Source organism: Sphingopyxis lindanitolerans, from assembly GCF_002993885.1.
Classification (GTDB): Bacteria; Pseudomonadota; Alphaproteobacteria; order Sphingomonadales; family Sphingomonadaceae; genus Sphingopyxis; species Sphingopyxis lindanitolerans.
In genome coordinates this window covers 2,475,722-2,501,908 of the sequence record NZ_CM009578.1, presented here as the reverse complement: position 1 = coordinate 2,501,908, position 26,187 = coordinate 2,475,722, and the positions used below count along the sequence as shown (strand labels likewise).

Below are 26,187 nucleotides of genomic sequence, written 5' to 3'. Positions count from 1 at the left end.
GGTCGGGCTCCGCCCTCCCTACGCCGCGCGCAGCGCAAAGGCGCGTGTCCGATCAACCTTGCGCCATCTTGAAAAGGGGGTCCCTTTTGCGCGCCGATAGGGGGTCCCGTTTGCACGCCGATTGACAGCGCGAGAAGGAAGGTGTCGCAGCCGCAACACTCGAAAAGCATCGCTGGCTTTTGCGTTTGCTCGGCGCGGAGTTCGGGCGGCGGCCGGTGGCCGACATCACGCCTGCGGAACTACTCCACGAATTGAAAAAGCAGGAAAGGCGCGGGCGTTTAGAGACGGCCAAGCAGGTCCGGGCTTTCGCGAGCCGCGTTTTCCGCTACGCCGCCGCTACTGCGCGAGCCGAACGCGATCCCGCACAGATGTTGCTTGGAGCGCTCATACAACCGACCGTAAAGCATTTCGCGGCGATCACTGATCCGCGTGAGTTTGGCGCCCTACTCCGTGCGATTGAGGGATATGTGGGTGATCCAGCGGTGATGCATGCGCTCAAACTGACCCCGCATGTCTTTCAGAGGCCCGGCGAACTGCGCCAGATAGAATGGACAGAAATCGACTTCGCGAAGGCAGTCTGGACGCTGCCCGCAGCCAAGATGAAAATGCGCCAACCGCATGCGGTGCCATTGTCGCGCCAAGCACTCGCGATTCTGGAAGGTATGCGTGGGCTTTCTGGTAACGGCAAATATGTGTTCCCCTCGGTACGAACACGGGCGCGGCCGATCAGCGACAATACGATCAACGCAGCGCTTCGCCGTCTTGGCTATTCCAAGGAGCAAATGACGGCTCATGGATTCCGGACCTCCGCCTCCTCGTTGCTCAACGAGTCGGGCAAATGGAATCCCGATGCCATCGAACGCGCCCTCGCTCACATGGTCGCGGGGAGCATCCGGCGCATATATAACCAGTCAGCCTATTGGGCGGAACGGGTCGAGATGGCCCAGTGGTGGAGTGATTATTTGTGTCAGCTCCGTGATGGAGGCAATGTAGACTTCCCTCGCTAGGAGAAGATGGTGGACGACCGGAAGGAAGTATTGCCGCTCCGCGTCGTCGCGGCTCGATTCATCAGCACGGATGACCAAGCGGGACTTGCCGAGCTCGACCGTATCACGGCGGAAGCTTGGCGCGTCATCCAGAAGCGATATTGGCTGTTATCAACCTCGTTCACGGCGACCGCTTCAGCAACCGTCGCTACACTGCTTTCTGGGATCGCGCTCACTTGGAGTGAAACGCCTGGGGCCGAAATCGTCACGCTGATCGGATTGGGATGCTTCGGTTCAATGCTGGCCGTCGCCGCATCGTGGCGCGTGTTTCAGTATGGCGGGATGAAAGCTACCGCACCTCAGGAGCCCGCATACGCGGACGTGGAAGACCCGGCCGTGCGGAATCTCGAACGCCTGTTCGTCATTCTCCAACGCGAATCGACGGCGCGCGCCTTTTACTTCGCTCGCAATGGCCAACGTCGCTACATCGATCATCGCTATTTCTTCGGCAAGCTTCGTGCCGCCCATGTGGCTAAGGGCGACACCATCCGCAGCGCGCTCTTCGGACCGGTGGGCCTCTGGTTCGCGCGCGAACTGTTTCTGGAAGTGGACGTCGACAAACTGATCGCTGACGCCAAGGCGGAACCGAATCGTACCTGCGTGTTGCGAAGCGGGGCATTCGAACGGTTGGAAAATCCGCAAGGTTACCTAACGCGGACAGCCCAAAATCTTCTGATCAACCGAGCGCGGACTTGGCGTCGGAAGAAGTGCATGCTCTATCCGCTAGACGAAGCGCGCGATGCTCCAATCCACCCGCGCCAGGAATGGGGGATCGAAGCGCGGGAACTTCGAGCAGCCTACCGTCGGGCGCTCCTTGCCTTGCCGTTGAGAACCCGACGCATATTTCTCATGCATCGCCTAAAGGGCATGTCCTATCGGGAAATCGCGGAGCAACTTGGCGTCGGCGAGAAGGGCGTAGAGTACCATATGATGCGAGCATTGGCCCGATGTCGGCGGGCCGCCGCGCGACTGGAATAGTCGGGCTACTTTCCTGACCGCTTTGCGCCTGATCCCAGTCACAGCCGGCCGCAAAACCGATGCCTTAGAGCTGCCGTTCATACCCTTCAGACAGGTAGTGAGCGATGTCATGGGCTCGGCATCTTCGGCTTTGAAGCTTGCTGATCTCAATACCGGCGAGGCAGTAATGAACTGCACGTTCCCGGTGGATGGCCGTACTATCGCTTTGTACGAGGAGCGCGTCTTCCATTATCAATCCGCGCGTAGGCAGAGCGCGGCGGGCAGCGGTTGGTGCGATAATCGACGACCGCACGCTGCTGGTCGACGGCGATCCTCACATGGCCGAGTTTATGGACTGGCTCCGGCGCACCCCCCATCGATATGTCAAAGGCGCCAAGCTGTTTCAGACCAAAGGGCATGAAATCTACTTCGGATCCTATTTCTCAGAATCGCATGGTCCGCCTGAAGGACGGCACCACGACGCGCACGAACGGATTATCCAGCATCTGGTGAATTATATGCGCGCCGGTCGGGTGCTATCGGAGGGAAAGCTCTCCAATGAACTTGTTCGGCTTGAAGCGCTGCATTCCGATCGACCGTTTGCGCTGCTCAGCCGATCAGGCAAAATTTTCGAATGCTTTGCAGGCTTTGAGGCAGTCATTCGATCCAAGAGCTTACTAGATAGCCCATCCTCGTCCGCCAGCGCCCGGGCTAGTCCAAGGGCGTGCTGTTCGTCACCATCGAGGACGAGACCGGTGTCGCCAATGCGATCCCCTGGCCCGATCGCTCCGAAATCTACCGGAGGCAGGTCATGGCGGCATCGATGATCGCGATCCGCGGGCGGCTGCAAAAGGAGGGTGAGGTCATCAATACGAAGCGTCAGATCGAGAGCCTCATGGAGCAAGGCGTGATTCGCAAGGCCGGCCTCGATGCGGATGCGCTTGCCCGGATGGTGAGTTCGGCGGCGCTCGGTGCCTCGATGTGGGTTGCGAATGCGGACGACCCCCAGCAGGCCTCGAAAAAGGTCGCGTCCAGCCTGCCGGCGCTACTCGAAGGGCTGTTAGCGTCGCGCGGGGCCGCCGGAAACCTGCCCTCGCAGGCACGATCCCGCTCCTAGCGCGCGCTGCGAGGTATAGGCGGTGCCCTAGATACGGTTGCGTGAGGTTTCGCCCCCGGACAAAATATGGGTCGAACGGCTCCCGGCCGCCGGTCCTCAAATCGGCAACTGCGTCGTGCATTTGATCTGCTCCATCGCAAAGGAGGAGCTGACGTCGTAGATCGCGGTGCGCTTGATCAGCGACCGGTAGATGCGGTCATAGTCGGCTATATCCTTGCAGACGATCTTGAGCAGATAGTCGACGTCCCCGCTCATCCGGTAGAATTCGACCACCTCGGGGATCGAAGAGACGGCTTCGGCAAAATCGTCCAGCCAGGTCTCGTGATGCTGGTTGGTCTTGACCGCGGCGAAGACCGTGACGCCAAGGTCCAGCCGCTCGCGATCGAGTATGGTCACGCGCTCGACGATATAGCCCTCGGCTTCGAGCCGCTTGATGCGCTTCCAGCAGGGGCTGGAAGACAGGCCTACCTCGCCAGCGATGTCGCCCAGCGATCGCGACGAATCGGCCTGCAGGGACCGCAATATCTTCCTGTCGATAAGATCGAGCAAAATATTCTCCATGTCCACATAATCTCGCAAAACTTTACTCCAATATATCAAACTTTCAGAATCATTGGAAAAAAATTCTGGCATCGCAGCGCTAGAAGCAAGGCGAAGGAGACTGTTGTGATCAAGCGCCTGTTTATCGCCCATCCCGCCTCGGTCGGTGAGAGCTATGGCGAGCATTTTCGCCATGCCCTGGCCTTTTCCGCAGCGATGTTCGTCGGCGCGGCCGCCTGTCTTGTCCACGCGCTCATCCCCTCGATGTGCCAAAGAACGGGGAGCGGCATCATCGCTCGGCTTCATGATCGCATGGTCGTCAATCGTACCACCACCCGCCACCCCTAGGCCGATGCGCGCCTCTCGCATAAGCTGGCAGCGCGCGGCGTTCGGACGCGCACGCGCGGTGCCGGGGATCGCCGTCTGCGCGGCGCTTGCCGGTCTGTCGATGCTGCTCGCGCTCGCAATGCCGGCCGTGCCCGCCGTGCTCATCGCGCTGATCGCGGGAATGATGGTCGCGCACCGCTTCGACGTCGCCTGGTTTTTGCCAGGGGCCGATTTCACGGTCCGGACCATCCTGCGGATCGGGATCGCCCTGATCGGGGTCCGCTTCTCGGTCGAACAAATAGCGGAGCTCGGGATAACGGCGGTCGCAGTCGCGGCGGGCGGCGTCTGCCTGATGCTGAGCGCGGGCACGCTCGTGGCGATGGCTTTCGGGCTTCCGCGCGCGCGGTCGGTGCTTTCTGCCGGCGCGGTCGGCATTTGCGGCGCCTCGGCGGCGCTCGCCATTTCGACCGTGCTGCCGAACGGCGAAGCGCAGGAGCGGCAGACCGCGACCACCGTCGCGCTGGTCACCGCGCTGAGCACCGCCGCGATGCTCCTCTATCCGCTCGTGGGGCACCTCCTGGGGTTCGACCCGCTCGCCGCCGGCATTTTCTTCGGCACCGCCATTCATGATGTGACCCAGGTCGCGGGCGCTGGCGCGATGATTTCGGCCGAGACCGCGACGGCCGCCATCGCAACCAAGCTTGTTCGCGTCGCCTGTCTTGCGCCCGTCGTTGCGGCCATCGCGATGATCGGGGCGCGGTACGCGGCAGCATCGCACCGCGGCGCGTCTCCCCCTGCTGTTCCCTTTTTCCTCGTCGGCTTCGCGCTTGTCGCGGCAGCCGCCAACCTTGGGCTCCTCTCCGCGCCGCTGCGCGATACCCTCTCGCAGGGGGCGACCTTCTGCCTGGTCGCCGCGACCGCGGCCCTCGGTCTCAAGACCTCGCCGCGCCAGATCCTGGCCGACGGGTGGCGGCCGCCCGCCGCGATGCTCGCGCAGACCCTCCTCCTCGCGGCTTACGCGATCGGCTGCATTCTCTTCCTCGACTTTTGAAAGCGCTCGCCATGTTCGAGAACCTCTCCCCTCCCCCTGCCGATAGCCTGATGGAAGTCGGGCGCCTGTTCCGCGCCGATAACCGCGAGGCGAAAATCGACCTTGGGGTCGGTACCTATCGCAATGGCGAGGGCCGCATCGAGGTGATGGCGGCGGTGAAGGAGTCCGAGCGGCGGCTGCTCGAAACCCAGACCGGGAAAGGCTATGTCGGCCCCGGCGGCGACGCCTTGTTCTGCGACCTCCTCGCAAACACCCTCTTTCCCGAACTTGGTGCCCTCGCAGAGCGCCAAATGGCGCTGGTGCAAACGCCGGGCGGTACCGGCGCGTATCGCCTCGGCCTGGAACTGGCCGCGCTGCGTTTCCCGTCGGCGAGGCTCATCGTCGGCACCCCTACCTGGCCCAACCATATTCCGACCGCCGAGCGCGTGGGCCTGCGCTGCGTCACCTATCGCCATTATGATCCGGCGTCGGGCGTGGTGGATTTCGGCGCCCTGCTGGCGGCCGTGGCAGACGCCCGCCCCGGCGACCTGTTCCTGCTTCACGGCTGTTGTCACAATCCGACCGGCGCAGTCCTCAGCCCGCAGCAGTGGGGCGCGCTCGCCGCCGCGCTTCTCGCGGCCCGGGTCGTACCGATCATCGATCTGGCCTATGCGGGCATGGCCAGCGGTATGACCGCTGACGCCCAGGCCACACGCCAGCTGATCGAAGTTCTGCCCGAGGCGATCATCGCCATTTCCTGCTCGAAGAGCTTTGGCCTTTACAGCGAACGCACCGGCATGCTCGCCGTTCGCGCTACATCGACCGCATCGGCCGATGCGTGCCGCCAGACCGCCGAAAGCCTCGCGCGAACCTTGTGGTCGAACCCGCCCGACCATGGCGCGGCGATCGTGCGAACGATCCTGTCCGATGCCGACTTATCTTCCGCGTGGCGCGCCGAGCTTCACGCGATGCGGAAGCGGCTGGCGGGTGTCCGCGCCCTGCTTGCCGGCTCGGGTTATCCGGGCGCGGATCGGATTGCCGCGCAGGAAGGCCTGTTCGCGATGCTGACATTGTCGCCAATGGCGATCGAGGCGATGCGCGAGCACCATGCCATCTACATGGATCCCAGCGGCCGCATCAATATCGCGGGCCTCAACGACCATAATATCGACCGATTCCTCGCAGCCGTTCGCACCGTATCTGTAGCGCAAGAGGTGGCGTAAGGCGCTGTCGTGCCGTCCGGTCTGAAAGAATATCTTATCAGCGCCGGCCAAGGTCGCGCCTCTGCCTTAGGCTGCTAAAAAAAAGGGCCGGTCGCAAGACCGGCCTCCAGGAGAGAGGACAGGCTCAAGCCACCTACATCGCGTAGCGGACCGTCACGCCATAGGTCCGCGGCTCGTTATAGATGGGAAAATAGAAGCCGAGGCTCGAAAGGTCGTTCATGTCGGCGCGGTAACGCTTGTTCCCGACGTTGCGCACGAACAGCGAGAGATCGATCCCATCGCGATGGGCAAAGCCCGCGTTGAGATTGATTTCCCCATGTCGCCCCGACGCCATCGGCTCGGCGTTGACGGCGCTGAAAAACACCTTCGATTGATAGGAGAAATCGGCACCGATCCGACCGGTCCAATCATCGCCAATGTCGTAGCTGTAAGTCGCGCGCCCGGTCATCTGGAGTCGCGGCGCCTTGTCGAGATTGTTGCCCCGGAAGTCGCCGCGAATGGGATCGACGAAGTCGGAATAGGTCGCATGAACATAAGCGGCGCCTAGCTGGATATCGAGACCCGATATCGGCCGTGCCTGAATATCAACCTCGGCTCCGTAGATCTCGGCGTCGGCATTCTGAAGCCGCTGGATCGGCGCGGCGCCATTGGGATCGGGCTCGAGACTGAAGACCTGCAGATTGCGATAGTCGTAATAGAAGGCGGCGAGGTTCAGGCGCAACCGCCGATCAAGCAGGTCGCTTTTCAAGCCGACCTCGAACGCGTCAATGGACTCCGAATTAACCTCGTTGAACTCTACCCCGCTGAACAGTGCGCCGGTGTTGTAGCCGCCCGAGCGAACGCCGCGAGAATAGCTGGCATAGGCGTTGACGGTAGGCGCCGCCTGATAGGCCAGCGCGAGACGCCAGGTCGGCTTTTTCAGGGTCGTCACGGTGCGCGACGGCAGGTCGATCGCCCCATTGCCGGGATTGGAGTCGATGAACCCGAGAAGCCGGTCCTGCAAACGCGCCTGCGAATTGCTGTCCGGGTTCACCGGGCCCGCATAAGTGATGAAGCTCAGCTTCTTGCGGTCGTCGGTATAGCGGATACCGGCCGTCGCGGTGAGGCTATCGGTGAGCTCATAGTCGAGCTGGGCAAACACGGCCTTGCTCGTCGTGCGCTGGGTGAAATCGCGCTCGACCGTCATAATCGACGAGGCCGGATCGAAAAAGGGCTGCGTCGGATCGGGGTTGAACTCGCGCAGCAGCGTGAAGTTCACGAGGCTCGACAGGCGTTCCTGCAGATAATAGGCGCCGACGATCCATTTGAGCGGTCCGCTCCCGTTCGATGAGATACGCAATTCCTGGCTGACCTGTTCCGATTTCTCGGTCCACAGCGGCAACTCGGCGATCGCGAACGGCGAATAGTCGACATCCTGATTGAGCTCGCGCTTGTTGTAAACGAAAGCCGTCACCGAGGTGATGTTGATGTTGCCGGTATCGATGCTGACCAGCAGCCGATCCGCAAAATTGGTCAGCTTTTCGCTGTTATTAAGCACATTGGTGTTGAATTCGTCGATGTCGGCATTGGCCTGATAGCCGGTGATCGGATTGACGCAGATCGTTCGCGCAATGATTTCCGCGCCGGTGCACGGCCGATTCTCGGTGGCGTTGAAGACGCCGAGCGACTGATGCCCGAGCGCCGACGACTTGGTGACGCCGCCTTCGATCTTGTTGTGGATTTCGATATCGCTGCTCGGGGTGAGCAGAAATTGCAGACGTCCGGCATAAGTCTCGAGATCGTTGATGTCGCGGCCATCCTGGAGATTAACCGCCCAGCCGTCGCGGCGCTTGATCGTCATCGACGCGCGGGCCGCCAGCTTGTCTTCGATCAACGCGCCGCCGCCCGCGGCATCGAAAAAGAGCTGATTGAAGCGCCCTGCTGTCACAGAAGCGGAGAAGTCCGGCGAAAAGCTCGGGCGCTTCGTCGCATAGTTAATCACACCGCCGGTCGTATTGCGGCCGTAGAGGGTGCCTTGCGGCCCCTTCAGCACCTCGACGCGATCGATGTCGAATACCGCAAAGAGCTGGCCGACACCCGAATTCAGAAATACGTCGTCGACGGTCACCCCGACCGCGCCGGAAGAGGCGGGGTTGAAGTCGTTCACGCCGACGCCACGCAGGAAAATCGTCGGGTTCGACGACTGAAAGAGATTGTTGATCTGGAGCCCGGGCACCGCCTGCGTCAGATCGAGCGTGGTCACGACACCGTCCTGCGCCAAGGTATCGCCGCTAAGTGCGGTAATCGCGATCGGAACCTTCTGGACATTTTCGCCGCGCTTCTGCGCCGTGACGATGATCTCGCCGATCTGGTTGTCGCTGGCGGTTTCGGCCGGAGCCGTCACGCCGTCCTGCGCGGCAGCTTGCACTGCCGGCGCCAGGAGCAGCGCTGCAACGAGCGCGCCGCGGCTCACATTATATTCGGTCATATATCCTCCCCTTGAGAATCGAACGTCTCATTGCCGGTGCGGTCTGGCAGGAACGTCGCCCCGCCACTGAGTGAGGGGCCGCGCCTTTTCCGCATTCTATTATGGCGTAATGTATTTCGTTATTTGCATCATTTGTAAATAACGAAATACATTACGCCGCTACCCTAAGGGCTTAAGCCGCGCAGATTCGGGTCCTAAATATCTGTTTTATATTATGTTTTTTAAGCTGGCTCTCACACGGCAACACTGTAGCGAATTCAGCGCTACAAATTGCGACACCAGTGCAACGAAGCATGCCCGCGCGACGCTGGAGCCCTCCCCTCGCATCGTTTCGATGGGGGGATCGCGCATCTTGGCATGGCCGTTACAAAAGCACGGCTCCCCGAGGAAATCGGGTCGGGCGCAGGTCCTCTGAGCACCGACCTTCCTCCGGCATGCCTCGATACGGCAATATACTTTATGATCACTCGTGGGCAGATTGACGCAGGTTGCGATCCAGAAAGGATACGGCGCTTTCCAGCGCGTCCCTCGCCTCGGGAATTACGTCGGTGAACATCGGCCAGACGTGGAACATGTCGGGCCATATCTCTAGCGAGGTCCGTACCCGGCTGTCGGCCAAGTGGGTCGCCAGCCGGATTGCGTCGCTGAGCATGACCTCGCTTTCGCCGATCTGGACAAGAATTGGCGGCAATCCGCGCACATCCGCGAACACGGGCGACACGTCCGGGTCGTTCGGCCGCGTCGCCCCCAATATCGCCCGCGCCATCAAGAGCAATATTTCGCGCGAGCAAAGCGGGTCGACGCCGTCCCGGGTCGTGTAGCTCGCTCCGGTCATCTCGAGGTTGGCCCAGGGCGAGATCGCCAGGCCGGCCGCCGGCATGGGCAAGCCGGCGTTCCGCGCCCGCACCATCGCCGATACCACCATCGCACCGCCCGCCGAATCTCCCGCGAGCACGATCCGGTCGTCGCGCGCCTTGTCCGCCGCCAGCCAGGCATAGGCATTGCTCACGTCATCGAGCGGCGCCGGAAAGAGATGCTCGGGCGCGAGCCGATAATCGGGAACATACACTTTCGCACCCAGCAGCTTGGCAAAATGACCGGCGATGCCGTGATACCCGGCCGAGCCACCGCTGAAGTAGCCGCCGCCATGAATATAGAGCATCACCCTCCCCTCGCGCGGCTCCGACGGGGTGACGAGAGCGCCGGGAACGCCCCCCATATCGACCTGCGACACCGAAACATCGGCGGGCGGAAGGTTGCGGGCCAACTCCTGATTGTAGCGCGCGCGCAGCACCTCGGGCGTTTCGGCTAGCTCTTCACCGAGCAGCAAGGGGGCGAGCGCCATGGCGACCTCTTTCCATCCCTCGAGACGTTCGCGCATGGCATCGTTCAGCGGCATCATTTTTCTCCTTGGGTCAGGCGGCGGCGGTCGCGGGGTCTAGGACGGCGTCCCGGGACCGCTGGTTACCACGACCGATGGCGGCGTAGTGGATCGACAGATATTCCTCGATGCCCTCGGTTCCGCCTTCCCGGCCGAGGCCCGAATGCTTTACGCCGCCAAACGGCGCGGCGGGATCCGAGACAAGCCCGCTGTTGATCCCGAGCATTCCGGCATCAAGCTCGTCTTGCAGGCGAAGTGCGCGGTCGACATCGGCGGTATAGGCATAAGCGGCAAGCCCGTAGGGCGTCGAATTGGCGGCGCTGATCGCTTCGGCGTCGCACGCAAAACGCTGAACCGGCGCGACGGGGCCAAAAATCTCCTCTTCGAGGAGCCGCGAGCCGGGCGCGACGTCGGCGAGCAAAGTCGGCGGATAAAAATAGCCGCGACCTTCCGGCAGCGAGCCGCCGGTGACGAGGCGCGCGCCTCGCGCGAGCGCGTCACTCACCAGCGCATGAACATGATCGCGCGCGTTCCGGTTGATCAGGGGGCCGATCGCGCCCTCGCGATCTCCAAAGGTGACGGCCTCGAAGGCACGGCCAAGGCGCGATAAAAATTCGTCGGCAATCGCCTCATGCACCAAAAAGCGGTTTGCGGCCGTACAGGCCTGCCCCGCATTGCGCAGCTTCGCCTGCATCGCCCCTTCGATCGCCGCATCGAGATCGGCATCCGCGAACACGAGAAACGGCGCATTGCCGCCAAGCTCGAGCGAGCTGCGCTGGACGTTGGCAGCCGTCGCCGCCAGCAGGAGGCGGCCGACGCGGGTCGACCCGGTAAACGACAATTTTCGCAGCCGCGGATCGGCGAGCAGCCCGCTGATCGCAGCTTCGGCCCGCATCGTCGGTACAAGGTTCAGGACACCGGCGGGCAGGCCTGCCTTGATCATCAAGGCAGCGAAACGGGCCGCGGTCGCCGGCGTAAGTTCAGACGGCTTCACGACCATAGTGCAACCTGCCGCCAAGGCGGGCGCGACCTTGCGCGTCACCATGGCGAGCGGGAAATTCCACGGCGTCACCAGCAGGCACGGTCCAACGGGCTTGCGGCTGACCAAGTGGCGAAGTTTGCCGTCCGGGGCCGTCTGGTAGCGGCCATGGATCCGAACCGCTTCCTCCGAGAACCAGCGAAGGAACTCGGCGGCATAAGCGACTTCGCCGCGCGCCTCGCTGGGCGGCTTGCCCGTTTCCTGCGCGATGATCGACGCAAAACTCTCGCGGTCCGCCGTCAAGAGATCGAACCCGCGGCGCAAGATTTCGGCTCGCTCGCGCGGCGCGGCGCGCGCCCAGTCCAGCTGCGCCGCAACCGCCGCATCGAGCGCGGCGAGCGCATCGGCGGGACTGGCATCGACAGCCTCGCCGCGCGCGCTTCCGGTTGCCGGATCTTCGACCGTGAAGCGGCGTCCGTCGGAGCCCGAGCACCATCGGCCGCCGATCAGCAGCTTCGATGGCTCCCCCGCTCCGAACGGGCGCCCGGCGTGATCGGGACCGTCTGCCATCGCGGTCAAACGCTCTGCAATTCCCGGGCCGGATTGGTGGTCGGGGGGGTTGCAAGCCGTTCGACCTGGCCGTCGAAAATCCGCAGAGGACCCGACGCGTCCGCGCTCGAGATGACGTCGAGAAGCGTGACCTGGCCCGACGCCATGGCGGCCGCCAGAGCCGGCCCAAAATCATCGGGATCGTCGATCCGGACCCCCACCGCGCCGACCGACCGGGCAACCGCGGCATGATCGACGGCGATGAACTCGATACCCGTCGTGCTGCGTCCGAAGCCCAGATTCTCGCCGTGGCGCTGCATTGCGAGCTGCGAATTGTTGAGAACGATCAGCGTGAGGGGGATGTCCTCGCGCACCGCCATCTCGAGTTCCGCCCAGACATGCGCAAAGCCGCCGTCGCCGACGAGAGCCACGACCCTGGCCTCGGGGCGCGCGAGTTTCGCCCCGATCGCGTAGGGCAGGCCCCAGCCGAGCCCTGCGAGGCCGCGCGGGGTGATCACGCGCTGCCCGGCGCGCCGTGCGGTCAGATAGCCGGTGACCCAGACCGATGAGTAGCTGGCGTCGGCGACCACGATGTCATCGGGCGAGATAAGCCGGTCGAGCTCTGCCATCATCCGCTGCGGGAGGATCGGCCGGCTCGATGACTCGCACTCGGCGCGGATTGCTTCGAGACGCGCTGCCCGCGCCGACAGGATCGCCCCGCGAAGCGCCGGGGCCTGGCTGCGGCGGAGCGTCAGGTCGCATCGCGCCAGGGCATCGGCGAGATCGGAAACGGCCGAGCGGGCGTCGCCCACGAGACGCACCGCCTCATAGGTTCGGCCCACTTCCTCGCCGGCGATATCGATATGAATATAGGTCGCGCCGGGGGCGGTCAGCGTCCAGGCATCGGTGCCGTTTTCATTGGTCCGGGTTCCGATCAAGAGCACGACGTCGGCCTTTTCGAACATCGCCCGATGCGCGGCGGCCGGACCATTTTCGCCGGTGATATTCGCGGCGACGCCGAGCGAAAGAGGAGCGGTTTCGTCGATCGCCCCCTTGCCCATGAAGGTCGTGGCGACGGGGAGCTGACCCACGTCGACAAGGCGCGCGACCTCGTCGGTTGCCCCCGACCCATGAACTCCGCCGCCGACGATGACCACCGGAGCCTTCGCCTCGGCGAGGAGCTGCGCGGCCATCTCGACCGCCGCCGCCTCGGGACGCGGCCGGTCGAGCGGAAAGCCGCCGAGGTTGCGCGTGCGGACGAAGGGCGACGGCGTGCACGGCTGCATCAGCATATCCTTGGCGAGCAGCAGCACGACCGGCCCCGGGCGTCCGCTGTTGGCCGCGATCATCGCCAGATCGATATATTCGGCGGCGCGGTTGGGATCGTCGAGGCGGCGGGTCCATTTCGAGACGCCGGCGAACAGGGCGAAATGGTCGAATTCCTGGAAGGCGTTGCGATCGCGCTGGGCGGCCGGCACTTCCTGCACGAGAACGAGCATCGGGATCGACGCGGTCAGCGCCTCGGCCATAGGCGCGACCATCAGTGTCGCCGCGGGACCATTTTGCGCAGCGACTACCCCGATCCGCCCCGACACCCGCGAATAGGCGTCGGCCATCGCACCGGCCGCGTTTTCAGTCCGGTAGAGAAGCTGCCGAATGCCAGCCTCTTCCGCCGCGAGCATCAGCGCGGTCGGGTTGCTCTGGCCAAAAATGAAATCAACGCCGTGGCGAACCAGCGCTGCTGCAATCACATCCGAGACACTCTTGGTCATCACTCATCCCTTTCGCTCGGCGCGGGATTCGCGACATGGCTCTGATCGCCCCATGCTGACCAGCTCCGGCTCAGCCGCGCGCGCAGGGCCGCGAAGCAGTCGTTGGAACCATGATGATCATTGGACGGGCGCCGCCCTTGTCTTGAAACCCTAACGCATCGACTTTCATTATATGAAATTCGTTCTCTATTTGACATAGATTCCCATGGCTGTAAACCCGTCGCAACGCGCCGACGCGTTGCGGCGCGAAGAAGACCTGCGCCGCTCCTGCGCGCCGCGGCGCGTGATGTGTTCGTAAAACGGCAGGTGGCCCAACGGCTCGGCGCTGTCTGCCAGTCAGCGCCCATCAGGGCATTGTCCGTTCACAGGACCGTCAAGCCAGGCGCGAGACCAAGCCAGATGTCATGGAGAGGGTGACGCGCCGGGCGCTAGGTCGCCAGGATCGCGACATTCTTGAGCAGGCGCGTGGCTTCCGCCGCCGCCGCCAGCACCGCTTCGCGAAACGCGTCGGGCGATTTGTCCATGCGGAATATGGGAGTGACGATGCCTACCGCGCCGAGCACCGATCCGGCGGCGTCGAAGACAGGGGCACCGATCGAAATAATGCCCTCCTCGGTCTGCCCGTCGTCTGCCGACCATCCGCGCGAAGCGGTCAGGGGCAATTCCTTTTCCAGCGCCTTCGTGATTGCCTTGCGAAGCTGCACCGGCGTGCTCGCGAGACTCTCGTCGAGCATCGCTCTTCGCTCGGCGTCCTCAAGATGGGCTAACACCGCCTTGCCGGCGGCGCGCCGGTATTCATGCCCGGACAACCCGACATAGAGTCCGGCCACCCGCAACCGCTGCGATCCTTCGACCAGCACCTTCAAGACGACATTCTGCGCCTCGCGCAGCGAGAGGAACGAGGTTTCCATCGTCGAGGCCGCGAGCTGCTGAACGACGGGCGCCAGCAATTGCTCGACGCTCTCGTGCCGCCGGTAGTTTTGCGCAAGAACGGCGACCCCGTCCCCAAGCTCAAGGCGCCCGTCGTCGTCGCGCTTGATGAAATCCCGCGCCACGAGCGTGCGAAGCAGATGATAGGAGGTGGTGATGTTGAGGTCGAGCGCCTTGGACACATCACGGACATTCGGCGGCACCGGCGCCGTCGCCACATATTCGAGAAATGAAAGCGCCCGTTCTACGGTCTGAAGCGTGTAATTATTGTCCATGCGGCCTGCGTAGATCAGAATGTGCGTCTTGAGGATGCTCTATTTGCAAGGTAGCGGCAACGGCGAAGATGCCGCCCAAGACCGCACCACTACAATATGCGCGGGATGTTGAGCCCGCCGGCGGTCCAGATCGGCTGTCCGGTCATATAGGGCAGCGCGCCCGACGCGAGCGAGCAGACGGTCCGACCGACATCTTCGGGCAATCCCCAACGCGCGATCGGAACGGCGCCGGCGGCGAGCAGCTTTTCGATCGTGTCGCTGCCCGTCTTCGCGGTCATCGGCGTCTGCATGAGGCCGGGACGGACCTCATGGACGTGGATGCCTTCGCCCGCGAGGCGCGCCGCGAACAATTTCGTGACCATCGACAGCGCCGATTTCGTGACGCAATATTGCGACCGATCGGTGAAGGACAGCTCGGCCGCGATCGAGGTGATCAGGATGATCGAGCGATAGACGTCGGGCGCTGCCGGCCCGCTCGCGATCAGCTTTTTCGCGAAGGCCTGGGTGAGGAAAAACGTTCCGCGCAGATTGACCTCGACCGACCGGTCGAACGCGTAGGAACCGAGTTCGAGAATATCGGTCAGCGGCCTCGCAGCGATGCCGGCATTGTTGACTAGGCAATCGAGCCGACCGAAATCGGTCGCGATCGCCGACAGCACCGATGCGTGTGCCGGAATATCGGCGATATCCAGCTGATAGTAGCGACATAAGCCATGCCCCTCGGCGTGCGCGGTCAGCGCCGCGGGCAGCTCGGCATCGGCTGCCAGATCGACGATCGCGAGATCGAACCCCGCCGCGCGCAGCGATTCAGCGATTCCGAGGCCTAAGCCTTGGAGGCCGCCGGTCACGATGGCCACCGGGCGTCCCTGCGACATGTCTTTCTCCTTGGCCGGCATCGTCACACTCCTTCGGGCTTCACTTGATCACCACGGGGTTCACCGGCGCGCCGGTGCCATTCACAATCTTGAGCGGCGCGGCGACATAAAGAAAATCCCACTGCCCGTCGTCCGCACAATCGGCCGCGAGACGTGACAGGTCGCACAATTCGGTGAAGGTGACGCCGAGATTTCGCATCAGCGCGCCGTGCAGCGGCAGCATCGCGCCGTTAACCGGATCGATGGTGACTTCGTTGGCCATCGTATCGGTGAGCAGATTGGGAATTTCCATGGCGTGGAACCAGTCGACCAACTCAGGCGAGTAGGTGAGCCCGGGTTCGACGAAATCCGCATAAAATTCCTCGGCCCCCAAAGCGAAAAAGGATTCGATGAAGCCGGTGCGGATCAGGAGAATATCATGCTTGCGGATTTCGCAACCCTGCGCCTCGGCCGCCGCGAGCAGATCCTCCTGGGTGAAGGTTTCCCCCTTGTCGAGCCAGGGCTTGCCGCGCAGCCGCGCGATATCCAGCAGAATGCCCCGGCCGACGATACCGCGCTCGCCGATCGCCTGGACGCTCGCCTTCTCGAGCCCGCCGATCGTGGTTCGCGCATCATAGCCATTATATAATTGTCCGTCGTACCAGACATGCCCCAACGCATCATATTGGGTCGATCCCTGCAGATAGGCCGAGATCGCGTCGTCGGCATAATGCTGGCCGCCCGGCAGGTCGGGAGCCTTGCCGCAGCACCAATGCCCCTCGTCGATGATCTGATAGCGTTCGGCGCTGCGCCGGCCGGGCCAGACGGGGTCGCCTTTCGGATCGGCCATTGGCACCTGGAGCGTGAACTGCTTGCCCGACCGCACGCTGGCGATAGCGGCAAGAACCTCGCGGGGGCCGAGAAAATTGAGCGCTCCGACTTCGTCGTCCGGGCCCCAGCGTCCCCAATTCTTTGGCGCGTCGCTCAATATATCCGCGACGTCGGATCCCATGGCATGGCTCATTGTCGTCCCCTCAACCGGCCGGCGCCAGCTTGCGGCTGGTGATCGTCTGACTGTTGGTGAACTCGAGCAGACCCGCCATGCCATGTTCGACGCCGACGCCCGATTGCTTGTGCCCGCCGAACGGTGCGTTGGGCAGAAAGGCGAACATTTCGTTGATCCAGACCGTTCCGGTTTCCAGCCGCGCCCCGATCGCGCGCGCCTGGTCGAGGTCGTTCGACCATACCGACCCGCCGAGCCCGGTCTCGCTGTCGTTCGCGCGCCGGATGACATCCTCGATATCCTCGTATTTGAGCAACGGCAGCACGGGGCCGAATGCCTCCTCGGTCACGACGCGCGACTTCTCGGGCGGATTGTCGACGATCGAAATGGGGATGAAGTAGCCCGGCCCGTCCGAAGCCTCGCCGCCAATCAGGAATTTTTGCCCCGAGGCGCGCGCATCATCGAGCAGCTGCTTGACCTTCTCATATTGCATGCCGTTCTGAACCGGTCCGAGGTCGGTCCCCTGCTGGGCTCCGTCGCCGAGCGCGACCGTCTTGGCAAATTCGACCAGTTCATGTGCGACGGCATCGTAGATATCGGCATGGATATAGAGCCGCTTGATCGCGACGCAGACCTGCGCGCTGTTGAAGAAGGCCCCCCAGAAGAGCTGCGGCGCGATCGTCTTGGGGTCGACGTCGGGGAGCACGATCGCAGCATCGTTGCCGCCGAGTTCCAATGTGACGCGCTTCAGCGTCTGCGCGGCGCTTTCCATCACGCGCTTGCCGGTCGCGGTCGAACCGGTGAACGACACTTTGCCGATGTCGGGATGCGCGGTGATCCATTGTCCCAGATCATTGCCGCCCGATACGATGTTGAGCACCCCGGCCGGCAGGAGGTCGCGCAACAGCTCGCCGAGCTTCAGCGTCGAGAGCGGCGTGTAGGGCGACGGCTTGAGCACCACCGTGTTGCCCGCGAGCAGCGCGGGCGCCATTTTCCAGATCGCCATCAGCAACGGCGCGTTCCACGGCGTGATCGCGCCAACGACCCCGATCGGCCGGTGATGAATTTCGACACGGCGGGTATCGCTGTCTTCCACCAGCTCGACCGGCAGCGTGAAACCCGCGACCGCCTGGCACCATTGGGCGCAGACGTCGATCTCCCATTCCGCGCCGCCGAGCGGCCTACCCTGTTCGGCGGTAAACAAGCGCGCCATCTCGGATTTGTGACGAAGCATGAGGTCCGCAATCGCGGCGATCATCGCCTGCCGTTCGCCGATCGGCCGCGCCGACCAAGCCGGGAAGGCCCTCTTGGCTGCGGCGACGGCGGCGTCGAGCTGCGCGCGGCTCGCATCCGGAACCTGAGCGATGACCTCTTCGGTCGCCGGATTGACGACCGCAATGGTCGCGTCGCTGACGGCGCCTTCGCCATCGATCGTCATGCTGTAATGGTCGTCGAAGATCATGCCTTCCTCTCCTGATCGGCAGCCGCCATGAAGGCGAGCATTTCGGGTATGACTACGGCGGACGCCTCGAGAATCGGGCTGTGACCTACCCCCTGCAACGGCACGAGCCGGGCGCCGCGAATGCCGTCCGCGACTTCGCGGCTCCATTCGATCGGCCTCGCGATATCGTCTTCGCTGGAATAGACGAGCGCCGGGACGGTGACCAAAGGCAGGAGGTTGGCCGCATCTCCCCGTTCCAGAACCCCGTACATGGCGGGCCAGCTCGACCGCGTCAGAAAGCCGATGCGGCTGCACCAATGTGCGAGCATTGCCTGGGCTTCGGGTTTGGCGCGCGTCGTCGCGCCAAACATGATCGCCATCATCATCTCAAGGTCATCGCCCACAAAGCCATCCTCGATGGTCCGGTCGAGGAGGCCGCGGAAATTCGCCATCTGCTCGGGAGGTTCGCTGCGCACCGACGACCCCATCATCACGACCGAACGGAACAGCTCGGGCCGCCTCGCGAGCATGCGCACCGCGACATCGCCGCCCATCGAAGCCGCCGCCAGATGGACGGGCGGCAGCGCCATTGCTTCGATCAGCGCGATCATGTCCTCGGCGCAGCACTCCATGCTGACGGTGGCCTCCGTGGCGGGCGCGCTGCCTCCCTGCCCCCGAAAATCGGGCCGCACGACGCGGAAGCGGCCAGCGGCAGCCGGAACCAGATCGTCGAACATCCTCCCATCGAGGAACAGCGAATGAAGGCAGACGATCGGCGCCAGGTTCGGCTCGCCCGTATCCTCGACCCACAGGATCGTATCGCGAACGGCAATTCCTTGTCGGATCGTCATGCCTCTTCGTCCTTCCCCGGCGCCTTGCCGTCTCGTCAGAAATCGTAGCTGAAGGTCACGCCATATTCGGCGGGCCGGCCGGTGTAGCGCACGATCGTGTCGAACGCGCGCAGGCTGTTGGTCCAATAATGCGTGTCGGTGACATTCTTGCCCCACAGCATGAGCTTCCAGCCGGCATCGGGCGAGGTCAGACCCGCCCGCAGATCGAGGGTGGTATAGCCCTTTATCGTGGCATCGAGCTTGTCCTGGCCGCCAAGCTGCGGCGAGCCAAAGGTTTTCGTCTGACCGCGAACGCCCGCGCCGAGGAAGGCGTCGACGGTTCCGCTGACCGGAAACGCATAGTCGATGCTCGCGGAGGCAGCGAACTTGGGCGCAAACGGCAGGTCGGCGCCCTCGAACGATGCGAAGACGGGGAACAGCAGACCCCCGCTATTCTGCGCGCCGACGATGCCGTTGAAGTCCTTGATCCGCGTGTTGAGATAGGTCCCGGCAAGGCGCAGCGTCAGCCCGCGCGCCGGCTCCGCGGTCAGGTCGAACTCGGCGCCATAGATGCGTGATTTGGGAATGCTGACCAGCTGTTCGAGCGCACCGAACAGCGGATCGACCGTTTTCCCGCGCGTCTGCTTGTTCGCATAGTCGTAATAGAAGGCGGCGCCGTTCAACACGATGCGGCTGCCGTCGAAGCTGGATTTGAACCCGACCTCGTAAGCTGTCAGCTTTTCCTGCGGAACCGGATAGAATTGCGCCTGGCTCGCCGCGTTGACGAGCGGGAAGGCACCGCCTTTGAAGCCGCGCGACAGATTGGCATAGAAAAGCAGATCGTCGTTCGGCTTGAAGTCCAGCCCGAGGCTCCATGGAACATTATCCTCCTTGAGCTTCGCATTATAAGTGCCCGAAACACAGGTATCGGGATCGAGCGAGACCGATTCCCCGGGGACGACGGGGGTAAAGGTTGCGGTGGGGCAGAATAGCGGGACATAGGCAAGCGGGATCAGCACATTGAAGAACTGGGTGAGGCCAAGCGACCCGGGAACCGGCTCGACATAGCCCAGCGTGTCGTAGACCCGGCCGGCGGTGGTTCGGCTGCTGTCGGTGTAGCGGATCCCTGCCTTAAGGGTCAGCCGGTTCGCGAGGTCAAATTCGAGGTTTCCGAACGCCGCCCATTGTTCGAACACCTGCCGCGTGTCGAGCGTGTTGGCCGTGAAGCCGTCACGGAACCCGGTCGAGGCGAACGGGTAGATCGCGTCGATCCGTTCGTAGCTGAAGGTGCGCTGGTAGTTGCCGCCGATCATCCAGCGCAGCCGCGCCGAAGACTCGGTGCTCGCAAGCCGCAGCTCTTGGCTGAAATCATTCGCCTTTGCCGGGTTCGCCGCCTGATCGAACGCGGCCAGGTCAGTTCCCGAATAGGATGACGCCTTGCGCTGGCGCAGATCGCTGTAGCCGGTCAGCGACGTGAGCGTGATCGTATCGCTGAGATCGATATTCGCGGTCAGCGACGTCTGGTAGAACCGATCGTCGCGGTAAGGCCGGTAATCGGGACTCCAGTTCGCGGCGCGATTGTTCGCTGGCGCCGCGGGGATCAGCAGCAGCGGAAAATCGGCCGGAACAACCTGGCCGAAAGTCACCGAGCCGACCGACGCCTGCAGGTCGGCCGGAGTCGTTTGGCGCGCCAGCTGGGGCGCCTGCGGGTCGGAACGGTTGAGCCAGCCATTGGCGTTGAACAGGAGGTTCACCGTGTCGCTCGGCTGCCAGTCGAGGATGAGGCGGCCGGCAACCTCGTCGGTCTTCCCGAGCTTGTCGTCCCGCGTGTAGCTATATTGCCATTCGTCGCCCCGGCTCAGTTTGACCGCGATGCGCCCCTTCAGCGTGTCGGAGATGGGACCGCTGACATAGGCGCCGACACGCACCATGTTGAAGCGGCCATAGCCAAGCTCGACGCCGCCCTGCAGGTCGTTCGTCGGCTTGGCCGCGATGAGGTTGATCGCGCCGCCGGTCGCATTGGTACCGAACAGGGTGCCTTGCGGCCCTTTCAGGACTTCGATCCGCTCGACATCGAACGCTGTGAGCGCGCCGAACGCCGGGATCGCGAGCGGCACCTGATCGAGATACAGCGCCACGTCGGGCGCCGCGCTAAGCGTGCTTTCAAAAAAGCCGACTCCGCGCAGCGTGTAAACAGGGGTGCTGCTCGGCGACGGCGTTACATCGAGGCCCGGGACGATCTTTGCCAGGTCGGTGATGGCATTCACCCCGGCATTGTCCAATGTCTCGCTGCCGAACGCCGAGACACTGAGACCGACGTCCTGCAGCCGCTGCTCGCGCTTTTGGGCCGTGACGACGATGTCGCCGGCGCCGCTGCCGATGTTATCCTGGCTTTGCGCCGGCGCGTCCTGCGCCGCGGCGGTAGCCGGCAGAGCGAGCACGAGCATCGCGCCCGCAGCAAGGCGCGCACGGAAATTTCTGCGGCCACGGTAATCGATCATCGTCTTCCCTCCCAGATATCGGGCGCGGTTCCGCCCTGTTTGACTCTTACTTACCACCGATTGCCTCTATGTCAATATATGCACTATGGTCATATAATGAAATCCTAGCACATGGGGCGCTGGGGAAGCAGGGCGTACGCCGCATTGCGCAGCGATCGGTCGTTTATTTCATTATTTCGATATAAATCATTATTTGACATATCAGATCGGTGCGCGATAGACATGTGGACCCGAACGCGCACCCAACCGACGCGATGAAAGGGAGAGATTAGATGCACGAGATGGCGACCGCCTTGGGCCCGCTGACCGCCTCGCTGTACCCAGCCGATCGCAGCGTCGCGCTCATCGAACAGCCCGTTGGTGAAATATTGCGCGCGGCAGCGGCGCGGTTCGGCGATGCCATCGCGCTGATCGACGGACAGACTGCGCCCGAACGCCAACGCAGTTGGTCGTTCCGCGAACTCGCGGCCGAGGCGCACCGCGCGGCGCAGGCGCTGCTCGACCATTTCGAGCCAGGCGATCATGTCGCGATCTGGTCGAGCAATCGGCCCGAATGGGCGATTGTCGAATATGGTGCGGCGCTGGCGGGGCTCGTGCTGGTCACGGTCAATCCGGCCTATCTCGCGCATGAGCTGACCCACGTGCTTCGCCAGTCACGGACGAAGGGCATCATCGTCGAGGACAATTATCGCGGGCGCGACCTCGGAGCGATCGTCGAACAGGTCCGCGCGGACATGCCCGGGCTCGATTTCGTCCTGCCCCTGTCGGCCTGGAACGATTTCGTGGCCGCCGGCAGCGATCGCGCGCTGCCGGTCGTTCCGCCCGAGGCAATCGCCCAGATCCAATATACATCGGGGACGACCGGCTTCCCGAAAGGCGCCTGTCTGAAACATCGCGGCCTCGCCAACAATGCGCGCCTCTACGCCGAGACCATCGTTGCGCGCGAAGGCGATGTGTGGATCAACGCGATGCCGATGTTCCACACGGCGGGCTGCGGGCTTGCAACACTTGGCGCGCTGCAGAGCGGCGGCACCCAGGTCATGGCGCCGGGTTTCGACGCCGACCAGATGCTCGACCTGTTCGAGCAGTTGCGCGGCACAATCACTCTCTGTGTCCCGACCATGCTGACCCGGATGCTCGAGGTACAGGAGAAGACACCGCGCGACCTGTCGTCGTGGCGGCTTGCGACGCTCGGCGGTGCACCGGTGCCGGTCGAACTCGTCCACCGTGCGCAGCGCGTCGCGGGCATCGAGGTGGGGATCGGCTATGGGCAGACCGAGTCATCGCCCTATCTGACCCACACCCGGCCAGCCGATCCGCATCCGCAATGGGCCGATACGATCGGCAGGCCGCTACCCCAAACCGAGATCAAGATCGTCGATCCGGTGAGCGGCGCGGTCCAGCCGATCGGGGTCTCGGGCGAAATCTGCGCCCGCGGCTATTGCATCATGGCGGGCTATCATGATGCCGAGGACGCGACGCTCGCCGCGATCGATGCCGACGGATGGCTCCACACCGGCGATATCGGAAGCATGGACGAATATGGCTATTGCCGCGTGCTCGGCCGGCTCCGCGACATGATCATTCGGGGCGGAGAAAATGTCTATCCGCTTGAGATCGAAGATGTGCTCATAACCCATCCGGGGGTCGCCGATGCCGCGGTCGTCGGCATTCCAGACGCCGACTGGGGCGAGACGGTGGCCGCGTGCATCCGCGCGAGCAGTGCCCAGCCGCCATCGCCTGAAGAGCTTGCCGACTACTGCCGCGCGCGGCTCGCCGGATACAAGGTGCCGCGGCGATGGCACTTCATGGACGTTTTTCCGCAAACGGCATCGGGCAAGATCCAGAAATTCGCCCTGCGCGATGTTCTGCTCGGCAACCCCTCCGCTGACTAGATGGTGTCGATCGGAACCGAAGGCCCCGGCACCGCCGCATGCGCGGGCGCCATCGACGTCTATTTCGACTTCGTGTCGCCCTATGGGTGGATCGCCGCCGAAAGGATCGGCGACGTGGCGACGCGCTTCGCCCGGCCGCTCCGCTGGCATCCGATCCTCCTGAAGGTGACGGTGCTCGACACGATGGGTCTGCCACCGCCCTTGGAAACCCCGTTGAAGGGCCCCTATCTGCATCATGATATCGCCCGGTCGCTACGCTATCATGGCCTTTGCCTGGCGGAAGCCGCTCGCTTCGGCTTCTCGTCGCTCGCGGCGGCGCGCGCGGTGCTGTGGGCCCGCGGCGCAGCCCCCGACCATCTCCATGCGCTTATTCTTGCCCTGTATCGCGCGCACTGGTCCGACGGCCGCGACATTTCGCGCGGGGATACCGTTCTCGATATCGTCACAGACGTCGGCCTGCCGCGCGCCGCCGCCGCCGCAGCGCTGCAAAGCGACGTGGTCAAGCAGGCTCTGGCCGATGAAAATGCCGCCGCGATTGGGGCCGGCATCTTCGGATCGCCGACCTTCGTCGTCGACGGCGAGACATTCTGGGGCGCCGACCGGCTCCCCATGGTCGAGATGTGGATCGCCAGGGGCGGATGGTAGTCTTCGCGCTTCCACCTAGCGGCACCAGCAGTATCGGGCGGCCGCCGGCCGCGACGGAGGACAGGACATAATGGCTTCGCTCAAAAACAAGACTCTCTTCATTAGCGGCGGCTCGCGCGGCATTGGGCTTGCGATTGCGCTGCGCGCCGCGCGCGACGGCGCGAATATCGCGATTGCCGCAAAGACGAGCGATCCCCATCCGACGCTTCCGGGCACGATCCACAGCGCCGCCGCAGCGATCCGCGACGCCGGCGGACAGGCTCTGCCGATCCTGTGCGATATCCGCGAGGAGGAACAGGTGGAGCGCGCGGTCGACGACACCGTCCGCGCCTTTGGCGGAATCGACATTTGCATCAACAACGCGAGCGCGATCCGGCTGACGGGGATACTCGACACGCCGGTCAAGCGCTTCGACCTGATGAACGGCGTCAACGGGCGCGGCACATTTCTGGTCAGCCAGAAATGCCTGCCACATCTGCTGAAAGCAGAAAACCCGCACATCCTGGCGATATCCCCGCCGCTGCATCTGGAGGAGCGCTGGTTCGCCCCCCATGTCGCCTATAGCATGGCCAAATATGCGATGAGCCTCGTGATCCTCGGCGTCGCCGGCGAGTATCGCGGCCGGATCGGCGTCAACGCGCTGTGGCCGCGGACCGCGATCGCGACCGCAGCGATGGCGGAGTTCAAGCCCGCAGTCGGGCAAGGCGCGCTGCGCTCGCCCGAAATCATGGCCGATGCCGCGCACCTTGTCCTGACCGGCAAGGCGAGCGAGACAACCGGCAATTTCTTTATCGACGACGAATTGCTCGCCGCGCATGGCATCGACGATCTTTCCGGCTATGCAGCGCCGGGAATAGCCGACATCGACATCGTGCCCGATTTCTTCGTCCCCAGCCTGCGCGAGCTGCGCGGCCTTCCCGATCCCGACAATCCCTATCGCCCTTAGGCAAGGCGTTCGCCGCGATTGCGCGCTCAGGTCGCGAGCTTCGCCACCATCAGGTCGATGAAGTGCCGGACGCGGGGCTCGAGGAAGCGCTTGGTGGGATAGACGGTGACGATCTTGACCTCGTCGGTCTCGGCGCCCGGCAGGACATGACGCAGCCGCCCCGCTTCGAGATCCGCGGCGACCAGAAATTCCGGGAGCAGTCCGATCCCGAGACCGGCAAGAGCAGCGTCGCGAATGGCCTCGCCGCTGTCGAGGCGCAAACGGCTTTGCCCATGGACTTTCGTCCAGGCGCTCGCTGCATCGCGCAGGCGCCAGCTCTGCTTTTGAGCGCGGCTGCTGAAAAACAGGCAGTCGTGGCGCAACAACTGGTCGATCGAAGTCGGTTCGCCGCGTTCGTCGAGATAGGAGGGCGCAGCGCAGAGGAGCGCCCGATATTTGGCGACGACGCGGCTGACCAGGCGGTTGTCGGAACTTGTCACCCCGATGCGGACGGCGAGGTCGAACCCTTCCTCGAACAAATCGGCCACCCGATCGCTGAAGCTGACCTCAACCTGGATGTCGGGCCAGTCGGCGAGATATTGCTTAAGCAGCGGCAGCACAACGAGACGCCCGAACGCATCGGGCACGGTCAGCCGCAGCAGGCCTTTCGGTTTGCCGCCCTGCTGCGCGACGCTGGCTTCGGCATCCTCGATGGCGCCCACGATCTGCAAGCCGCGATCGTAGAAGATGCGGCCCTCGTCGGTCAGGTTGAGGGTGCGCGTCGTCCGATTGAGCAGGCGAACGCCCAGCCGATCCTCAAGCCTGGTCACCGCCTTGCCCGCCGCCGACCGGGTCAGGCCCATTGCTTGCCCTCCCGCCACGAAACTGCCCGCATCGACGATAGCGAGAAATAACAGGATGTCGTTCAGATTGGCGCGCAACACGGTACTCTCCCCTCCCCCGCCCGGCAGGGATACGCCGCCACTCTAGCGCAAGGGCCTTGCGCTTTCGATCCCCCTGGTTGCCGGACGAGACGAAGGATTATCCCGCAATTCTCAGCCCGGCACGCGCACCGTCATCTCGATTTCGACCTGGAGATCGGGACCCGCCAAAGCCGCGACGCCGATGCCCGTGAGACTCGGCTGCTCGCCGTCGAACAATTCATGAAGATGTGGCCACAGCTCGCCAAGCCGGGCCTCGTCGAGACCGACCAGATAGACACGCACGATCATGAGATCGTTAGCGGTGGCGCCGATGGCGGCGAGCGCCGCCTTGGCGTTGCGAACGACCAGCTCCGCCTGGCCTCCCAGCGTTGCAGGCACGGGAGAGCCATCGGAGGACCAGGCGACCTGGCCTGAGATACACGCAATCCGGCCTGCCTCGGCGATCGAAATTTGCGAATATCCCGCCGCCGCCGCGTCGGGCATGGTCGGAGGGTTGAGCCGGGTAATCGATGCGGTCATGGTCAAATGCCTTCTGTTGCGAAACACGCTGTACGAT

General features: G+C 63.6%; 22 protein-coding genes and 2 pseudogenes. 11 read left to right on the top strand and 13 right to left on the bottom strand.

Features of this window, described 5'->3' with window-relative positions; translation table 11 throughout:
* Positions 1-140 precede the first annotated feature (140 nt).
* The 5 genes and pseudogenes from CVO77_RS21930 to CVO77_RS21850 form a co-directional block, all read left to right on the top strand.
* Positions 141-371 (top strand): annotated as a pseudogene (locus CVO77_RS21930) (phage integrase central domain-containing protein); the annotation flags it as partial.
* On the top strand, positions 369-1,007 hold the full coding sequence (locus CVO77_RS12070) for a tyrosine-type recombinase/integrase (RefSeq protein ID WP_420822547.1): 639 nt from the start codon (positions 369-371) through the stop codon (positions 1,005-1,007). The pseudogene CVO77_RS21930 and the gene CVO77_RS12070, both read left to right, overlap by 3 nt.
* Positions 1,008-1,016: 9 nt before the next feature.
* The gene (locus CVO77_RS12065; RefSeq protein ID WP_158258058.1) at positions 1,017-2,024 is read left to right on the top strand and encodes a sigma-70 family RNA polymerase sigma factor; all 1,008 of its coding nucleotides are present in this window, start codon (positions 1,017-1,019) and stop codon (positions 2,022-2,024) included.
* 667 nt (positions 2,025-2,691) lie between these two features.
* Positions 2,692-2,874, top strand: a pseudogene (locus CVO77_RS12060) (OB-fold nucleic acid binding domain-containing protein); the annotation flags it as partial.
* The gene (locus CVO77_RS21850; protein ID WP_420822546.1) at positions 2,848-3,120 is read left to right on the top strand and encodes a hypothetical protein; all 273 of its coding nucleotides are present in this window, start codon (positions 2,848-2,850) and stop codon (positions 3,118-3,120) included. The pseudogene CVO77_RS12060 and the gene CVO77_RS21850, both read left to right, overlap by 27 nt.
* Before the next feature lie 96 nt (positions 3,121-3,216).
* On the opposite strand, the gene CVO77_RS12055 is transcribed toward CVO77_RS21850, so the two are convergent.
* Complete coding sequence (locus CVO77_RS12055) at positions 3,217-3,681, bottom strand: Lrp/AsnC family transcriptional regulator (RefSeq protein ID WP_105999272.1); 465 nt, start codon at positions 3,679-3,681, stop codon at positions 3,217-3,219.
* Positions 3,682-3,786: 105 nt separating this feature from the next.
* Between CVO77_RS12055 and CVO77_RS12050 the strand changes: the two genes are divergently transcribed.
* The 3 genes from CVO77_RS12050 to CVO77_RS12040 are packed head-to-tail and all read left to right on the top strand — an operon-like array spanning position 3,787 to position 6,240.
* Complete coding sequence (locus CVO77_RS12050) at positions 3,787-4,008, top strand: DUF6356 family protein (protein WP_105999271.1); 222 nt, start codon at positions 3,787-3,789, stop codon at positions 4,006-4,008.
* A 4-nt stretch (positions 4,009-4,012) separates the two neighbouring features.
* Entirely contained in the window at positions 4,013-5,038 is a 1,026-nt protein-coding gene (locus CVO77_RS12045; RefSeq protein WP_158258057.1) for a YeiH family protein, read from the top strand.
* An 11-nt stretch (positions 5,039-5,049) separates the two neighbouring features.
* Complete coding sequence (locus tag CVO77_RS12040; protein ID WP_106000804.1) at positions 5,050-6,240, top strand: aromatic amino acid transaminase; 1,191 nt, start codon at positions 5,050-5,052, stop codon at positions 6,238-6,240.
* A gap of 133 nt (positions 6,241-6,373) precedes the next feature.
* Here CVO77_RS12040 and CVO77_RS12035 read toward each other — a convergent pair whose 3' ends face one another.
* The 10 genes from CVO77_RS12035 to CVO77_RS11990 form a co-directional block, all read right to left on the bottom strand.
* Positions 6,374-8,707 carry a TonB-dependent receptor gene (locus CVO77_RS12035; RefSeq protein WP_105999269.1) on the bottom strand — a complete coding sequence of 778 codons (2,334 nt, stop codon included), beginning with the start codon at positions 8,705-8,707 and terminating at the stop codon, positions 6,374-6,376.
* Between the two features lie 463 nt (positions 8,708-9,170).
* Positions 9,171-10,106, bottom strand: coding sequence for an alpha/beta hydrolase (locus tag CVO77_RS12030; RefSeq protein WP_106000803.1), 936 nt, complete (start codon positions 10,104-10,106; stop codon positions 9,171-9,173).
* Positions 10,107-10,122: 16 nt separating this feature from the next.
* Complete coding sequence (locus CVO77_RS12025; protein WP_106000802.1) at positions 10,123-11,637, bottom strand: NAD-dependent succinate-semialdehyde dehydrogenase; 1,515 nt, start codon at positions 11,635-11,637, stop codon at positions 10,123-10,125.
* A 5-nt stretch (positions 11,638-11,642) separates the two neighbouring features.
* Positions 11,643-13,388: an acetolactate synthase catalytic subunit gene (locus CVO77_RS12020; RefSeq protein ID WP_105999268.1), complete on the bottom strand. Its 1,746-nt coding sequence runs from the start codon at positions 13,386-13,388 to the stop codon at positions 11,643-11,645.
* 428 nt (positions 13,389-13,816) lie between these two features.
* Positions 13,817-14,593 (bottom strand): IclR family transcriptional regulator, encoded by a 777-nt coding sequence (locus CVO77_RS12015; RefSeq protein WP_105999267.1) that lies wholly within the window; start codon positions 14,591-14,593, stop codon positions 13,817-13,819.
* Between the two features lie 89 nt (positions 14,594-14,682).
* Positions 14,683-15,468, bottom strand: a complete 786-nt coding sequence (locus tag CVO77_RS12010) for a 3-ketoacyl-ACP reductase (RefSeq protein WP_197709626.1) — start codon at positions 15,466-15,468, stop codon at positions 14,683-14,685.
* 40 nt (positions 15,469-15,508) lie between these two features.
* Positions 15,509-16,471 carry a cyclase family protein gene (locus CVO77_RS12005; RefSeq protein ID WP_105999265.1) on the bottom strand — a complete coding sequence of 321 codons (963 nt, stop codon included), beginning with the start codon at positions 16,469-16,471 and terminating at the stop codon, positions 15,509-15,511.
* Positions 16,472-16,481: 10 nt separating this feature from the next.
* Entirely contained in the window at positions 16,482-17,912 is a 1,431-nt protein-coding gene (locus CVO77_RS12000; protein WP_105999264.1) for an aldehyde dehydrogenase family protein, read from the bottom strand.
* Positions 17,909-18,742, bottom strand: a complete 834-nt coding sequence (locus tag CVO77_RS11995) for an alpha/beta fold hydrolase (protein WP_105999263.1) — start codon at positions 18,740-18,742, stop codon at positions 17,909-17,911. The genes CVO77_RS12000 and CVO77_RS11995 overlap by 4 nt, the downstream gene beginning before the upstream one ends.
* A gap of 35 nt (positions 18,743-18,777) precedes the next feature.
* Positions 18,778-21,222 carry a TonB-dependent receptor gene (locus CVO77_RS11990; RefSeq protein WP_105999262.1) on the bottom strand — a complete coding sequence of 815 codons (2,445 nt, stop codon included), beginning with the start codon at positions 21,220-21,222 and terminating at the stop codon, positions 18,778-18,780.
* A gap of 272 nt (positions 21,223-21,494) precedes the next feature.
* Here CVO77_RS11990 and CVO77_RS11985 point away from each other — a divergent pair, with 272 nt between their 5' ends.
* The 3 genes from CVO77_RS11985 (at position 21,495) to CVO77_RS11975 (ending at position 24,708) form a co-directional block, all read left to right on the top strand.
* On the top strand, positions 21,495-23,117 hold the full coding sequence (locus CVO77_RS11985) for an AMP-binding protein (RefSeq protein WP_105999261.1): 1,623 nt from the start codon (positions 21,495-21,497) through the stop codon (positions 23,115-23,117).
* Entirely contained in the window at positions 23,118-23,762 is a 645-nt protein-coding gene (locus CVO77_RS11980) for a 2-hydroxychromene-2-carboxylate isomerase (protein WP_105999260.1), read from the top strand.
* Between the two features lie 70 nt (positions 23,763-23,832).
* Entirely contained in the window at positions 23,833-24,708 is an 876-nt protein-coding gene (locus tag CVO77_RS11975; protein ID WP_105999259.1) for an SDR family oxidoreductase, read from the top strand.
* A 26-nt stretch (positions 24,709-24,734) separates the two neighbouring features.
* Here the strand turns inward: CVO77_RS11975 and CVO77_RS11970 are convergent, their stop codons facing one another.
* Both CVO77_RS11970 and CVO77_RS11965 read right to left on the bottom strand, forming a co-directional pair.
* Positions 24,735-25,631 carry a LysR family transcriptional regulator gene (locus CVO77_RS11970; RefSeq protein WP_105999258.1) on the bottom strand — a complete coding sequence of 299 codons (897 nt, stop codon included), beginning with the start codon at positions 25,629-25,631 and terminating at the stop codon, positions 24,735-24,737.
* Positions 25,632-25,742: 111 nt separating this feature from the next.
* On the bottom strand, positions 25,743-26,150 hold the full coding sequence (locus tag CVO77_RS11965) for a RidA family protein (RefSeq protein WP_105999257.1): 408 nt from the start codon (positions 26,148-26,150) through the stop codon (positions 25,743-25,745).
* Between the last annotated feature and the right edge of the window lie 37 nt (positions 26,151-26,187).